Source organism: Terriglobales bacterium, from assembly GCA_035567895.1.
Lineage (GTDB): Bacteria > Acidobacteriota > Terriglobia > Terriglobales > Acidobacteriaceae > Gp1-AA112.
Genome location: DATMPC010000091.1, coordinates 1 through 15784, shown reverse-complemented (window position 1 = coordinate 15784; position 15784 = coordinate 1). Strand labels below are relative to the sequence as shown.

At 55.1% G+C, this 15784-nt stretch carries 11 protein-coding genes; 7 read left to right on the top strand and 4 right to left on the bottom strand.

Features of this window, described 5'->3' with window-relative positions; all coding sequences use genetic code 11:
• The first annotated feature begins 36 nt into the window (after positions 1-36).
• From VNX88_19260 to VNX88_19245, 4 genes are all read left to right on the top strand, one after another.
• Complete coding sequence (locus tag VNX88_19260) at positions 37-2721, top strand: glycoside hydrolase family 2 protein (GenBank protein HWY70816.1); 2685 nt, start codon at positions 37-39, stop codon at positions 2719-2721.
• Between the two features lie 53 nt (positions 2722-2774).
• The gene (gene lgt, locus VNX88_19255) at positions 2775-3584 is read left to right on the top strand and encodes a prolipoprotein diacylglyceryl transferase (GenBank protein ID HWY70815.1); all 810 of its coding nucleotides are present in this window, start codon (positions 2775-2777) and stop codon (positions 3582-3584) included.
• Entirely contained in the window at positions 3533-4597 is a 1065-nt protein-coding gene (locus VNX88_19250; protein HWY70814.1) for an RluA family pseudouridine synthase, read from the top strand. Before lgt ends, VNX88_19250 begins: the two co-directional genes overlap by 52 nt.
• 99 nt (positions 4598-4696) lie before the next feature.
• Positions 4697-5902 (top strand): VWA domain-containing protein, encoded by a 1206-nt coding sequence (locus tag VNX88_19245; GenBank protein HWY70813.1) that lies wholly within the window; start codon positions 4697-4699, stop codon positions 5900-5902.
• Between the two features lie 225 nt (positions 5903-6127).
• Here the strand turns inward: VNX88_19245 and VNX88_19240 are convergent, their stop codons facing one another.
• On the bottom strand, positions 6128-7222 hold the full coding sequence (locus tag VNX88_19240; protein HWY70812.1) for a VWA domain-containing protein: 1095 nt from the start codon (positions 7220-7222) through the stop codon (positions 6128-6130).
• A gap of 148 nt (positions 7223-7370) precedes the next feature.
• On the opposite strand from VNX88_19240, the gene VNX88_19235 reads away from it, so the two are divergent.
• Positions 7371-8630, top strand: coding sequence for a VWA domain-containing protein (locus VNX88_19235; GenBank protein ID HWY70811.1), 1260 nt, complete (start codon positions 7371-7373; stop codon positions 8628-8630).
• A gap of 124 nt (positions 8631-8754) precedes the next feature.
• Positions 8755-9339 (top strand): ADP-ribosylation factor-like protein, encoded by a 585-nt coding sequence (locus VNX88_19230; GenBank protein HWY70810.1) that lies wholly within the window; start codon positions 8755-8757, stop codon positions 9337-9339.
• Between the two features lie 211 nt (positions 9340-9550).
• On the opposite strand, the gene VNX88_19225 is transcribed toward VNX88_19230, so the two are convergent.
• Together VNX88_19225 and VNX88_19220 are read right to left on the bottom strand one after the other, a co-directional pair.
• Positions 9551-10981, bottom strand: a complete 1431-nt coding sequence (locus VNX88_19225) for a M48 family metallopeptidase (GenBank protein HWY70809.1) — start codon at positions 10979-10981, stop codon at positions 9551-9553.
• A gap of 166 nt (positions 10982-11147) precedes the next feature.
• Positions 11148-12311, bottom strand: a complete 1164-nt coding sequence (locus VNX88_19220; GenBank protein HWY70808.1) for an AAA family ATPase — start codon at positions 12309-12311, stop codon at positions 11148-11150.
• Between the two features lie 268 nt (positions 12312-12579).
• Between VNX88_19220 and VNX88_19215 the strand changes: the two genes are divergently transcribed.
• Complete coding sequence (locus VNX88_19215; GenBank protein ID HWY70807.1) at positions 12580-14103, top strand: putative glycoside hydrolase; 1524 nt, start codon at positions 12580-12582, stop codon at positions 14101-14103.
• 75 nt (positions 14104-14178) lie between these two features.
• Here VNX88_19215 and VNX88_19210 read toward each other — a convergent pair.
• Positions 14179-15784 (bottom strand): hypothetical protein (locus VNX88_19210; protein ID HWY70806.1); only part of this gene is annotated, 1606 nt, incomplete at its 5' end.

Sequence of the window (15784 nt, the reverse complement as noted above, 5' to 3'; positions counted from 1 at the left end):
TGGAGGTGTTATCATGCGCACGCCGTAGCGATCTTGATGATGATGAAATCGACTATTTCGCTCGTGCTTGCCCTCGCCTCAATTTCCTCTACCGCGTTCGGCGCCAGTCCGAAGCAAGTTATCGACCTGAACCGCGGATGGCAGTTTCGTCTTGCGCCGGATGCCTCCCTAAATCACTTTGCCGGCGTTGAGCCTGAAGTCGATTCGACAACGTTGCAGCGGGTGGCTGACTGGACGCCAGCGGAAGTGCCTGGCTGCATCCAAACGGACTTGCTGCGTAACAAGATCATTCCGGAACCTTTCTATCGCGACAACGAGAAGAAGCTTCAATGGATCGGTTTGGAAGACTGGCAATATCAAACCAACTTCGATGTTTCCGGCGCCACGTTGGCGCGCAAGCACATCGAGCTTGTTTTTCAAGGCTTGGATACCTATGCAACGGTATTTCTCAATGGGCAAGGAGTGTTGCGCGCCGAGAACATGTTTCGCATCTGGCGCATTGATGCGAAGCCGTATCTGAAGCAGGGAACTAATACTCTGCAAATTGTCTTTCGCTCTCCCATCAATGAGGTCCTGAAGCAAATCCAGGGCATGCCGTACCACCTGCCTTCGATCTCAGTACACGATGCAGATGTAGAGAAGGGAATCGGTACCGATCCCTACACGCGCAAGGCGCCTTATCAATACGGCTGGGATTGGGGGCCGCGCTTCGTCACGATGGGCGTGTGGCGGCCCGTGGCGCTGGAAAGCTGGGACGATGCCGTGATCCGAGATCTGCACATTGCGCAGAACGAAATCACCGCCGATCTGGCAAATATTGCGGCAAATCTCGAAGTGGAAGCAGACGCCAACACTTCGGCCAAGGTCACGATCAATTACACACCGACCGAAGGAAAAGCCGCAAAGAAGGTTGACAGGAGCGTCACGCTGGTTCGCGGGTTGAATCGAGTGACGGTGCCGATTGAAATTGATAAGCCAGCGCGGTGGTTTCCCACCGGATACGGCCCGCAGTCTCTGTACGAGTTCTCGGCAACGCTGGCGGTCAAGAGAGCCGCTGTCGATCAAGCTAAGGTCCGCACAGGATTGCGATCATTGCAGCTCCGCCGCGATCCCGACCATTGGGGACGCAGCATGGAGTTCGTAATCAACGGCATTCCCGTATTTGGAAAAGGGGCCGATGTAATTCCATTCGACAGTTTTCCGTCGCGAGTAACGGCCGCGACTTATCGAGACATACTGCAGTCAGCCCGCGACGCGAACATGAACATGATCCGCGAGTGGGGAGGCGGGATTTACGAGAGCGACGAGTTCTACAACATCTGCGACGAACTCGGGCTGATCATCTGGCAGGACTTCATGTTCGGCGGCGACATGCATCCCGGGAATGCTGAGTTTCTGGACAACGTGCGTCACGAAGCTATCGATCAAGTGAAGCGCCTGCGTAACCATCCCAGCATCGTGATCTGGTGCGGCAACAACGAAGTAGAGACTGGGTGGATGCACTGGGGTGATCGCCAACAGTTCAAAGCGGAGGTCGGACAAAAGACCGCGGAAAAGGTCTGGCAAGACTACATGGTGCTCTTCAACCGTGTGCTGCCCGACGTAGTCGTCGAATATGGTGAGTCAGTGCCTTACTGGCCGAGTTCACCCAGCGCCAACTTCGAGGACGACCCCGATACCCAGCGCATCGGCGACATGCATTACTGGCAAGTGTGGCACGCGTTGGCTCCGATTGAGAATTACAAGCAGCAAGTGCCCCGCTTCATGACGGAGTTCGGCTTCCAGTCCTTTCCCGAAATGAGCACGATCAAATCGTTCAGCACGCCGGAGGATTGGGACATCAGCTCCGCGGTCATGCTGTCGCATCAGAAGAACAAGGGAGGCAACGGAAGGATCTACGATTATCTGCTGCGCTACTTCGGCCAGCCGAAAGACTTCGCTTCATTCCTCTACGCCAGCCAGGTGATGCAAGCGGAGGCGATCAAGATGGGAGCGGAACACTTCCGGCGTAATCGACCGCGCACGATGGGTTCGCTTTACTGGCAGCTCAACGACTGCTGGCCGGTGGCCTCGTGGTCCAGCATCGACTATTACGGCCGTTGGAAGGCGCTGCAGTACTACGCGCGACGCTTCTACAACGACCTTTTGGTGAGTCCAAATGAAGAGAACAGTGCCCTGCAAATTTACGTTGTGTCGGATAAACAGCAGGTTCAGCCCGCGCAGTTGCGCGTGAGACTGATGGACCTCACAGGCAAGGTCCTGGAAGAGAAGTCCGCGGACATTCAGGTAAAGCCGCTTACCAGCGACATCTACCTCAGCTTGCCAGTGACACAGCTTTTGGCACAGCGCCAGCATGAGCAGGTCTTCATCGATTCGCAACTTTTAGTCGCGGGCAAGCCGGTTTCTCGCAACCTTTACTTCTTCGCAAAGATGAAAGAGGTGCGCCTCCCGCAGCCTGAGATCAAGGCAGACATCCAGGGCGCCGGAAATACTTACAAAGTGACGCTGCAGTCTACGCAGATCGCGCGTGACGTTTATTTGTCGTTTGGTGATTTGGACGCCAAATTCTCCGACAACTACGTCGACTTGCTGCCTGGCGAGTCCATGCAGATCGAAGTCACAAGCAAGGCTTCGGAGGATCAGTTGCGGCGCGAGCTGAAGACTATTTCCCTCTATGACGCGTTCCTGGCCTCTTTACCAGTGAACCAGCCGAAGCTTTGAATTTAGGTGTGTTCGATGATTCCGGTTAAGCTAATAGCTGGCAGCTGAATTTCGTGTATCCCCGTCTCTTCCAAATCGGACATTTCTTCGTTCCTACATACGGCGTTCTCGTTGCGTCAGGTTTGATCATCGGGCTCCTTGTGACAGTTCACCTCGCCCGTCGTCAGGGCATTAACGTGGACACAATGTGGAACATGGGCCTGGTCGCAATCCTCGCCGGTATCGTTGGGTCGAAGCTGTTGTATCTGTTCACCACGTGGCAGGAGCACCCAGATCTGCCATTAAACCTTTTTAGCTTTGACACGCTTCAGTCTGGAGGCGTGTTTTCGGGCGGCCTGCTGCTGTCGATTGGCGTCTGCTACTGGTATGCCGTTCGGCACCACTTGCCGAAGCTCAAGACCGCCGATTCCTTTGCTCCAGGGATTGCCATTGGACACGCTATTGGGCGCCTCGGCTGCTTCGCTGCTGGGTGCTGTTTTGGGAGGCCCACGAATCTGCCATGGGGAGTGACCTTCACGAACCCATTAGCTAAATGGGCCGGCACGCCACTGGGCGTGCGACTCCATCCGACGCAGATTTACGAATTTCTTGTTGAGCTACTCATTTTTTTCCTGCTGTTGTGGCTCTTTCGACACCGCAGCTTTGAAGGGCAGATTTCGGCTGTATACCTCTTTCTCTACGGTGTTGCTCGCTACTTCTTGGAGTTTCTGCGAGCGGATCCCGATCGCGGATCGATGTTTGGCGGGATCATGAGCGCGACTCAATTCATCGCGCTAATCCTGGTCATCGGAGGCGGAGTGATGTGGGTGCTATGCTCCCGTCCGCAAGCCGCGCGCAGATCTCAGCTCGCGGCCACCTCCTGATGGACGCGGGTCAAAGCACGACCGACTCCCTCCAAACCTTCCGTGCTACGCCTGAAGACGCCGGGCGACGTCTCGATCAGTTTCTGACCGCCACGCTGGCAAACATCAGTCGCGCACGTGTTCAGGAATTGATCGAGCAACATAAGGTGCAGGTGAACGGCACGATAGCCCGGCCTTCGCTGAAGCTGCGCGGCAACGAACTGATCGAAATCCGCGGGAAAGCAGAGCGTCCGCCGCTGAAGGCCACAGCAGAAGACATTCCGCTCGACGTTGTTTACGAGGATGAATACTTAGCCGTAATAAACAAACCAGCAGGAATGATCGTCCATGCCGGAGCAGGTGACGAAGAGCGAAATCGTGGGACGTTGGTAAATGCCCTGTTGTTTCGCTTCCAAAACTTGAGTGAACTTGGCGGTGAGGCACGGCCAGGGATCGTCCATCGACTCGACAAGGAAACCAGTGGACTGATGGTTGTGGCGAAGACTGATGAAGCACATCGCAAATTGGCCGCACAGTTTGCTTCTCGTCAAGTGAAGAAGAGATACATCGCATTGGTGAGTGGCTGGCCAGCGGAGCAGGGAACCATTGCTGCCGAAATCAGTCGCGACCGTTTGCGCCCAACCCGAATGACCACCCGCCGCGAGGGTGGTAGAACAGCAGTCTCTCATTTTGTCGTTCGCCGCAGACTGGAGACAGCCTATGGCAAGTTTGCCCTGCTGGACGTGGATATAGAAACCGGCCGCACCCACCAGATTCGAGTCCATCTCTCATCTTTGCGCCATCCAGTTGTGGGAGACACCTTATACGGAGCGCCGCGAATACTGCAGGTGGATGCTCCGTCTCGCCGCGGCAAACGCGAAAATCCAACCAAAGTCGAGCAACTTTCTTTGGGTCGGAATTTTCTCCATGCCACCAGGCTGGAGTTCATACATCCGATCGCACATGAGCACCTGCATTTCGAGCGCCCCCTTCCGGATGAGCTTCAGAACTTCCTCAAAAAGCTGGAGTTGTAACCCCTCGTAGGCAGTAGCGGATCAGATTACTGTTGGCAGGTGACTTGCACTGTGCAAGAGTGAATCAGTGTGTTGCACGCAGATATAATGGTGTTTCCCATGCGAGTCTTTCGTTTAGCCTGGATCGCGCCTTTAGCCTTCACGCTTACTGTCTCCGCCCAAGATGGCGCCAGTTTACCTTCAGCGCCTTCAGCAACTCTGGAGCAACAACGCCCGCCAGCTCCGCCTCCAGAGCCTCCACAGCAGCAGACTAAGGCACCGGAGCCCAAGGTCGAAGATGCCAAGCCACAGCAGCCGGTGCTGGAAACGCTCGATCCTAAAATGAGGCCGAAACCGGTTCAGCCGACGAACACCGCCTCGCAACCGGAACAGGCTGCTCAAGCGCAAGCACCTCCCGCTCCCTCAAAGAACGAAGCTGAAGGTAGCCAGGACAAGCCCTTCAATATCGTGGTCCCGGTTAACGAAGTAAACGTAGTATTCACGGTTACCGACAAACACAACCGTTACGTGAAGGACCTTAAGGCAGCGGATTTTCGCATTCTCGACAACAACAAGCCGCCTGCCAACGTTCGCAATTTCGCTTCGGAGACAAATCTTCCACTGCGTGTAGGGCTGCTGGTGGATGCGAGCAACTCCATTCGCGATCGCTTCCGCTTTGAGCAACAGGCGGCGATCGAGTTCCTGAACCAGATTGTTCACCCGGATCGTGATCAGGCATTTGTAATTGGGTTCGACACAACGCCTGAGATTACACAGGACTTCACTAACAACCCGGAGAAGCTTGCCGCTGGCGTCCGCATGCTGCGTCCGGGCGGAGGCACTGCTTTGTACGACGCGGTGTACGGAGCCTGTCACGACAAGCTGGTTAAGACACAGAGCACTCGAGGAGCGTTGCGTCGAGCAATTATTCTGCTATCCGACGGTGAAGACAATCAAAGTCGAGTGACGCGCGACGATGCCATTGAAGAGGCGCAGCGGGCGGAAGTAATTGTGTACACGATCAGCACGAATGTGAGTGGGACCAAGAGCCGGGGTGACAAGATTCTCGAGGCCATCGCCAGCGCTACGGGCGGACGAGCGTTCTTCCCATTCAAGATCGAAGAAGTTTCCGACGCTTTCTCGCAAATTCAGGAAGAGCTGCGAAGCCAATACGCCGTTTCCTACAAGCCTGCTGATTTCAGCGCGGACGGAAAGTATCGCAGTATCGATATCGAAGCTGTGAACAAGAAGTATAGGGTTCGCAGCCGTAAGGGCTACTTTGCGCCGCGAGCTGAGAGGGCCGCGGCTGCAGTTGGTGCCCAGTAGGGACGCAGCTTTGGGGCACAGCCACCCCCGGCTTTGGCTCCTGGCCAAAGCCAAGACGGGGTAGGCCGGCGTCGCTTTACTTCCCCGACCACCGAATTACCGCTCTCCGTAGCGAAGCCACCAGTAGAAAAGGAGGAGCGCTCATTCCTAGCCACACCTACGCCAGCAATACTAGCTTGGGCGGAGCCACAGCCGAGGGCGGCTGTGCCACGGAACGGAAGCTGTCTAGCTCGCAGCCGCGTAGTATCCCTTGCGCGTCTGGACTTTGTAGCCTTCCTTGGTCTTGATCTCTACCTTGCGAAATGTGCCGTCGTGTTTGCCGTTGGTTGGCGTGTAGCCAAGGCTGTACTGGCTGCGCAGCTCGGTTGAGACCTGGTCGAAGGCCTTCTCCAGCTTGTCACGATTGTTGCCGACATTAATCACACGTCCGCCAGTTTCTTCGCATAGCTTCCTCATCAAACCGGGGCCGGTTCCTGCTGCGATGCCGCTGTCGCTGATGAGCAGGACATAGACGATAGCGTCCGCCTTCTGCGCGGCTTCCAGTGCGTCCGGCAGCTTGAGTTGGCTGCCCTGATCTTCTCCGTCGGTCAGGAGGATGAGCGCCTTGCGTCCAACTTCGCTGCGGAGTTTGTCATGTGCGGCCAGGTAGACAGCGTCGTATAGCAGCGTGCCTTTTGGATTGCTAATCGGCACGGGCCCCTGTCCGATTCCGGGAAGTCCACCGACCCCACCTCCGCCGTTAATCTTCGCTGCGTCCATTCCCTTGCGAATGTCACTCTCCGCGTTCGTAAAATCGTGCAGCAAATCAACGTTTACGTCGAAGCTAATCAGGAACGTCTCGTCTTCCTTGCGCAGCAATCGTTTCAGGAATTGGGCTCCAACCTCCTTCTCTATAGGCAGCACGCGGTCCTGGCTGAAGCTGGTATCGAGCAGGATGCCGATGGTGAGAGGCAGATTCGATTCGGCTTTGAAATATTTTATGTTTTGCGGCTTGCCGTCCTCGACGACCTGAAATTCTTCTTTGTTCAGGTTGGGCAGCAGATGGCCGCCTTTGTCTTTCACGTTGAAAAGCAAGCTGACAACATCGACGTTGACCTTCAGCGTCTCGACCGGATTATCTTCCTGCTGTTTGGTGCGATCGCGCATGGTCGGACCGGAGTTATCGTCGCTGTTGGTCTGCGGACCCGTGTCGGGATTCTTTGGCGGTGGCAGGTTCTGAGTTTGTGAGACCGCAGGCAGGGTCAGGATCATCGAAAAGAAGAGAAGAAGAAATGCGCCAGTGCGGTTCACTGCACGAACGGACAGCTGTTGAGACTTCATAGGGCTGATAGCGTCTTTTTGTTAAGCTTAGACACTATTGTAGTGTCTTTGTCGCGTCGGCGCTGAACGATAGTCAAACCGGTCTCCGGTGAAAGGTCACGGAAAAGGTATGGAGTTGATGTGGGTAAGATCATCGCGGCGACAATCGTTGACGTTGTTGCTCCCCATTATTGTTCTTAGCGCTGGGCTCAGTGCTCAATCGCAGCCACAGAACCTTCCTGACACTCCCCAGCCGCAGCAAAGCGTGCAGCGGCCTGAATCCTCTGGTCCTGCGGAATCCAGCTCGCGGGATTCCGCGCCTCCTCCTGCTGCGCAACCCAGAGTAGATAAGACCGCGCAACCTGATTCAGCCGACGCACCGGCCGCGTCAGGAGACACGCCAGCTGCAAATGCAGGGCAGCCAGTACGAAATCCTGCTACTCCGGATACTGATCGCCTCTACAAAATCTCGAGCACGACGAATTTTGTGGAGATTCCAGTGACCGTGAAGGACAGGTCTGGTCACATGGTCGAAGGCTTGCTGCCCAAAGACTTCACCGTGTACGAAAACGGCGCTCGGCAGAAGCTGACTTATTTCACGAGCGATCCTTTGGCAATTTCGGCAGCTGTGTTGATCGACGTCGGAATGTCGGATACGGCGTTGCGCAAAGTGCAATCTGGAATCCAGGCCCTTCAGGGTGCGTTCAGTCAATACGACGAGGTTGCCGTATACACGTACGGCAACTCTGTAGCCAAGGAGTCCAGTTTCGGCACAGCCGGTGATCGACTCACCGCAGCGCTCAATCACATCGTTGAGACAAAACACGGACAGCAGCAAGGTGGTGTACCGGTAGGCGGCGGTCCATTTGCTGGCGGACCAACCGTGAACGGACGTCCGTTTGATCCGAGCGTGCCACAGGTTCCCATCGTGCCGCACGATCGGCGAGTTCTGAACGACGCGGTCTTGCAAGCCGCGCTCGATCTTTCCAAGGTTCAGCCGGCTCGTCGTCGAGTAATCATGATTGTCGGCGACGGTAGGGAAGACGGCAGCCGTGCTTCTTACGCTGATGTTTTGAAAGTCTTGCTGACAAACAAGATTTCCGTCTACGCAATCGGTGTGGGTTCAGCAGCGCTTCCGGTGTATCGCAAACTGGAGCAGATCAACGTGCCGGGCACCGGCACGGGCAACATCCTGCCAAAATATGCCAGCGCGACCGGCGGGGAAGTCTTCAGTGAGTTCTCCAAGGAGTCGATCGAAAATGCTTACTCGGCTGTGACATTGGTAGCGCGCAATCAATACACCCTGGGTTACTACGCTCAGGGCACCTTGGCCGACAATTACCGCGAGATTGAAGTGCGAGTGGCTCGCACAGGAGTGCGCGTGACCGCAAAGGCGGGCTACTATCCGTTACCTCCTGGGCGGCAGTAACGGTAACGGTACTTCAGTTCGATGACCACTGCACCGAAACTGATATGTTATTAGGGCGTGTTTCAGCGTGGTTCACTGCGACATCAATCCCTGCGCCTGTGCGGTTCATTGTGAGGAAAGCTAATTGAGCTTCATCAATTTCGCGGCCCGCGAGATTAATTGCAAGATTGTCTATTACGGAGCGGGCTTAGGCGGGAAAACTACTAACCTTCAGCATATTTTTGACAAGACCAACGAGAAGCAGAAGGGAAAAATGATCTCATTGGCCACCGAGACCGACCGCACCCTCTTCTTTGACTTTCTTCCCCTCGACCTAGGCACGGTTCGGGGCTTCAAGACTCGCTTTCACCTGTACACGGTTCCAGGACAGGTCTTCTACGACGCCAGCCGTAAGTTGATCCTGCGAGGTGTGGATGGCGTAGTTTTCGTGGCGGATTCTCAACCCGAACGTCTGGACGCGAACGTTGAAGCACTCGACAACTTGCAAGACAATCTCAAAGAGCACGGCTACGACTTCGCCAAGATTCCCTACGTTCTCCAACTCAACAAGCGCGACCTGCCGAACGTGATGCCCGTGGAGGAGCTCAAGAAAGAATTAGTCAAAAAAAACGAGGCCGTGTTCGAGGCAGTTGCCTTTCAAGGAAATGGGGTCTTCGAGACGCTCCGTGAAGTCGCACGTCAGGTGTTGGTGGAGTTAAAGAAGGGTTGATTTACCGCGTTTGTCATTCCGAACCGCCGGTTTTTGGCGGTGAGGAATCTCTACGAATTTCGACACGGTTGATTTCATAATCGCAAATACTCCACTTCGCAGCTTGCGGCGGGATGGAGGACAGCAGGCCGGCGAGCATCTCACTACGGCATGGTCGCAGCCCATAGGGATTCCTCACAGCCACAAACCGGCGGTTCGGAATGACAACAAATTATCTCATCCTCAACGCCCTAAGCATCTGCTCGTACGTCGGACGTAACCGATCAAACTGATTCTGCGGCGCAATAAATACTAGATAGAGTAGAGTCCCATCCGGCTGCCCAATCGTTACCAGCCAATCGCGCTCTCTTTGCGCTCGTCCGCTGCTGTCGCGGATTGGTGAGGTGCCGATCAAGTCTGTGGAACGTCCCGATACTCCGTTCACGCGTATGGCTTCGTCGTTGCCGACCTGGCGCAAGTCAGGATTTGACTGTCGCAAGCTTGCGATCAGGTCGTGTGTCGCTTGATCCAGGCTCCCACCCTGTTCCGGCTCATAGTGGTCAATGATTACTCCCACGGCGACCGCACCTTGTCCGTTGGAATCTTGTCCAACACCATTCTGAGGAGCGATGGTCACCGCCGACTGCGCGTCTCCATACACCTGCCAGTTCGACGGATACCCAATGGTGAAGTTGTTGTGATTCAGTTGTTGAAAATTCGTGCTCGCGGAATAGCTCGTGTCAGGTGAACTGGAACCTCCCTGGTGAGTGGATCCGTCACTCACGCCATTTGGATTGAAACCACCGCGTTGGTCCTGCTCGGCTATCTGTTGCGCCGTCAGCGGATGCATGCTCATCGCGATCCGATGAATGTCGACGAACTGCTGACTGTCTTCACGGTAGCGCTTTGCAGGAAGCGTTTTGATTTCCGCGTCGACGTATTGGATACGATTGCCCGGATCGGGGTGATCGCTCAAGAACTGCGGACCTCGGCTTCCCTCGGCTTCGATTTTTTCGAAGAACTTTGGCAGTTGGATGGGATCGTAACCCGCGTCGTACATGATGTCTGTACCGAGCAGGTCAGCCTCTTTCTCAGACTGCCGTGAATTCTTTAGGAAGTACGAGCCCGCGACGAACGAGATTCCGGCGCCAGCCAACTGTCCTCCAATGCCTCCTCCTAACACGGCTCCCAGGATTCCTAATCCGACCTGCGCCTTGTATTGCTTTGTGGCAGCCCGCGTCGCGTGACGCTGAATAATGTGCGAGAGCTCGTGCGCCATCACGCCGGCGAGTTGCGCTTCGTTGTCTGCGGCCTGAATAGTTCCGACGTTTACATACAATGGCCCGCCCGGCAGCGCGAAGGCGTTAATCTCTTTCTGATTCACGACGTGGAACTGGTAAGGCCACTTTTCTCCGGGAGCGTATTGCACAAGTCGGCGTCCTAGTTGCTGGATGTACTGCGTTACCGGATTGGAGTCAGGCAAGACTGGATATTGCTTGTTCGTCTGCGCTGCCGCCTGTTGGCCGGCCTGAATCTCCTGCTCAACGGTGAACATGTTCGAGCCACTGGTGGGCTGAACACGCGCTAAAAGTGCTTCAGGCGCAGATAGCAACAGACAGAGCGATAAAGCAATCGCCCGCGTGCTGCGCGGATAGATCGTCATTGGCAGTCTCCTCATACCGGACGCGTGCAGCAATGCAAAACCTCCTATTGTAGAGAACCTCACTCTCGGCGGAGAGTTGCGTGAAATGGCGCGATGAAGGCAAAGCGCAAGAAACAAAAGGGAGCGGCACAAACCGCTCCCTTGTATTCACATGAGTGTGCTTGGGTTATTTGTCGATCAGAGTAGAGGGACCGAAGTCGCGTTTGGCTCCTGGAGCTCGCGCCGGCCGGGCCGCAGCGCCGGCGGCGGCTGCGCCGACCTCCTGACCATATTTCTCGAGCAGAACTGGAACCAGCGCTCCCTCCGCCTCCTTCACGAACGTGAGCTTGTTGTCCTGCATATCGATGCGTACAAAATCTCCCAGCTTCAACTGACCAGTTGCGACCAGGTTCGCGAGGGGGAAGACGACATTCTTCTCGATCGCGCGTTTCAGATGCCGCGCGCCATATTTGTTGTCGGTGCCTTCCTGCAATAGGAATTTCTTCACCTTCGGCGTGCAACTGAAGACGAACTGAGCGTTTCCTGTTGCCTGCAGAACGCGCTGCTGAACCATTCCCAACTCAATCTCAAGGATCTGTTCCAGGTGCTCGGGCTTGAGCGTCTTGAACACTACGACCTTGTCGATGCGGTTCATGAACTCAGGTGAGAACTTCCTGCGCGCTGCTTCGGTGGCAGTGCGCGTGATCTTGTCGTCGAGTTTCGCATCCACCTGACTGGATTTTTGCCCGAAACCGAGCCCGCCGGTAATCAGTTCACTCATCTCGCCCGCACCCAGGTTCGAGGTCATCACGATCACGCACTGAGAAAGATCGACGCGACGATTATCGCCCAGCGTGAGCGTTGCTTTATCGAGAATGCCGAGAAGGAGCTGCCAGAGCGAGTCGCTTGCCTTTTCTATTTCGTCAAACAGCAACAAGGAGAGACGAAGCTTTTCCGTGTGCCATTGGTTCAACGCTTCCTGAGTGAGCAGAGGATGAGTTTCGCGATGGCCTAGATATCCTGGAGGTGAACCAATCAGTTTCGCGATTTCATGACTGTGCTGAAATTCCGCGCAATCGATCTTGATACAAGCGCGAGCTTCACCAAAGAGAGTTTCGGCAACCGCTTCTACGACGCGAGTTTTGCCCGTGCCTGTGGGGCCCAAGAATAAAAGATTGCCTACTGGACGATTCGGAGGATTTAATCCTGCCAGAAACATCTGGTAGATCTCAGTCATTTTCTGAATCGCATCGTCCTGACCAACGATCCTGCGACGTAAGTTGCGCTCGAAATCCTCTGCATCAGTACCCCGCCGGGAAGGATCGAGTGCGGCATTAAGGCCGGTTTTCATTAGAAGTCCCTCATTCAAAATTCCCTGGGACCGCCGCTCATGCGAGCGAACGTATATCAGGTCAGATACATAAACCGGCAAGTTGAGTTGTTTGAAAGTTTTGCACAGGGTGTTGCGGCATCCCTTATGCAAGGCTGGGAGCGATTCAAACTGGCGGGCAATGGCGAGCCAACCCTTTGGTAACTGGTTATCTCTGAATCAAAACAGGTACTCTGGAATCAATGCTATAGTCCGGGTCAATTGCGGACACTCAGGGACAAATAAAAACATGCAATCCTCTCCCGTTCGTACCATCGGGTCTGTGACGATTCTTGCTCTTGTTTGCGCATTTTCTTCCGCATGCGCTGAGTCCAAGGCCGAAACTCAAGCACAAACAGCGCAAACGACTTCGCAGGGTGCGCCGGCGACAAGCCAGGCCAGCGCGTTGCCCCCGGGCACGATTTCGTACGCTGTGGAAAAGACTGAAACGGTTGGCAGCATCGCTCATAGGTATCTGCCGCAGTCATCTGTCATGCTGGCCAGTGACCTGGAAGCGCAGATTCGCACCGTAAATCACCTGCCGGAAAAGCAGTTGTATGTGAAAAAAGGCCAGACTCTGTTAATCCCTTTCACTGAGCCTCAGCCCGTGGCTGAGCACTCCGTGGCGATGGCGAAGGATGACGAGGTGCGCGCGATCTATCTGACGGGTGCGATGGCGGGCAGCGCGAAGGGACTAAAGATCATCCAGCATTGGCACGAAGTTGGCGGAAACGCTGTCGTATTTGACATCAAGGACAGCGATGGCTCGCTAAGCGTGGCGTTCGATCACCCGCTTGCTCCACACAATCGCCGTGCCATCCCCAATTTGCCTAAGTTTGTGCGCTATTTGCACTCAATGAATTTGCATGCAATCGCGCGCATCGCTCTCTTCCGCGATGAACACATCGCACGCGATCACTCGGAACTTGCGGTGCAGTCGCGCTCTACGAAGCAGCCCTGGCGCGAAAACGGCAAGCTGGTTTGGACGGACACGTCCAACCCGAAAGTACAGGACTACAACATCGCTTTAGCTAAGTGGGTAGCGAAGTCTGGCGCTGACGAGATTCAATTCGACTACGTGCGTTTTCCTGCGGAAGGTAATCAGTCTGACGCGAAGTTCTATTTCCAGTCGGCACATCCTGACTGGAAGCGCAGCGACGTGATTGCGGACTTCCTCGATCGGGCGTATCAGCAGCTGCATCCTGAAGGTGTGTTGGTGTCGCTCGATGTGTTCGGAATCATGGCGTGGCAACGAAACGTTGATCTTGCACACACCGGACAAGACATCGTACGTATGGCGAAATACTGCGACGTGCTCTCGCCGATGATCTATCCTTCACACTTTTTCGGTATGGACGGCTACGCTCACCCGGGCGACGAGCCTGAGCACTTTATCGGAACGTCGATGGACCGGTTTGAAACCATTACTGCCGGCAGCGGTGTCGTGCTCCGTCCCTGGCTGCAGGCGTTTGCGTGGCGCACCAAGAGTTATTCGCCCGAATACATTCTGCGACAGGTAAGTACTTCCCGCGACCGAGGCGGAATTGGATTCCTCTTTTGGAACGCTCGCAACGACTACGCGAAACCGTATTTGGCTATGCCGACGATGAAAGAACATGCCGACAAATATTTCGGCAAGCGTCCCCCACAGGTTCTCGTGGCGTCTGCTAAGGAAAAGTCAGTGCCGAATCCCGCACGGCGCGCTCATCAGCCAAAAGCGACTGTGAAATTGGCGAAGGCTAAACGGTCGAGCGCAGCTTCAGTAGCAAAATAGCTTCTTCACCTTAGCCGCCTTCGATTGCGACCTGTTCAGGACGCAATCGAGGGTGGCCTCACCTGCGGCAGCACATCAAGTTTTCTTCTTCCAGTCAGATCGGGCTCCCTGTGCGTCCTCTACTCGATCAAAGCTCACAATCGCAATCCATTGCCTACCGCGTTTGGCTTCCCACGTAATTCGGCCGCCGAGCATCGCTGCAGCAGTATCAGGTGACAGATCGCGGTGGAATCCGAAATGTTTGCGGCTCAATCGTTCCCACCATGACCATCGATCCAGGACAGAGAATTGTGGAGTCTGTTTCGTGGAAAACAACAACGCAACGTCGTACTGTCCCGCTGCAAAGCGGCCAATTTGCAATTGACCGTAAGAAAAATCCTCGATGCGCACCACACTCATCGGCCGCCGTATGTAACTAAGAAATGGCTTTGTGAGTTCGTCCGTGGCGGTCCAGGCGGTCAAGACCCGAGCGTGCGGATCGCGTTCCTCGAGGCGATTGGCAGCTTGCTTGTGCAGAATCACATAGTCTCGATACGACAGATTGTCTTCCGGCGCGCTATAGCCGAATGGGTTTGCGAAGAGGGCGAGAGCGAATCCAACTATCACTAAGGCCACTGCCAAAGGCCAGTTCGCCAAACGTCGCCGCAGGGTGGAGATGCCTATCAGAATCACGAGCGGGTATACCGGAAGCAGATAGCGCGCGAGCGCCGCGCCTCCAACCAACGAGAATGCCAGCACATTAGCGATGAGAATCGCAGCTATGCGGTATTGAAAAGTCAGCGCGATCCGTGGGCGTTCGCTGCCGTCGTCCTCGCTCAGGGCGGGATAACGCATGACCCAAATAGTCGCTAACGTAAGCAGCCACAGATTCATATAACCCAGGATTTGCCAAGAGCGAAGGCCGATCGACATCACGATGCGCAGAGGGGTAAAGGTGCCGGTTACATTGTAGGCAAAAAATTCGGGATTCCCGAAAAGGAACCCGGTGTGCAATCTGTGATACAGAAACCAAATCCCGAGAGGTATAACGCTGGAAAACAATAGGGCCGATCGCGCAAACGTTCCTGCACTCACCCCACGTTTGGTCTTCCAGACGGCTCCAAGGTCATAGATCGCCAGAGCGATCGGGATGATGATGGCAGTTTCCTTCGAAACCGCGCTCAACCAGAAGAAAGCCGCAGCGAGTATTGCGTCGCGATTCGCCGCTGCAGCCTCTTTGCCAACTAATGCCTGACGTGAGTTCTGCCCCCTGAAATCGTTAGCAACTAAGCTACGGAAGTAAAAATAAATTCCCCACAAGGAAAAGGCGGCCGCCGGTAAATCTGCATGAGCCAGCGAACTTTGCGCAAACCAGACGGGATACGCAGCCGTGCAAGCAAGAACGGCGAGCGCAACTCTCGTATTGGCGAGCATTTGCGAGAGTTTGAAGACAGCCGTCAAAGCGAGCGCGGCCACCAACAGCATCGCGATTCTCGTAACTGAAGGCTTGAACGCCGATAGCTTCCACCAAAACGCCAGATAAATTGCAGGAAGTGGCGGATGAGCATTACTGGGCACCGATAGTGGAATCAATGAGCCGTGAGTGAAGAAGTCATACGCGGCAGGGATGTAATAGCCGGCCTCATCCCAAAAATACGGGAGTCGAAGCAATGGCCCGTGCAGAAGGAGAATCGCTGTGAAG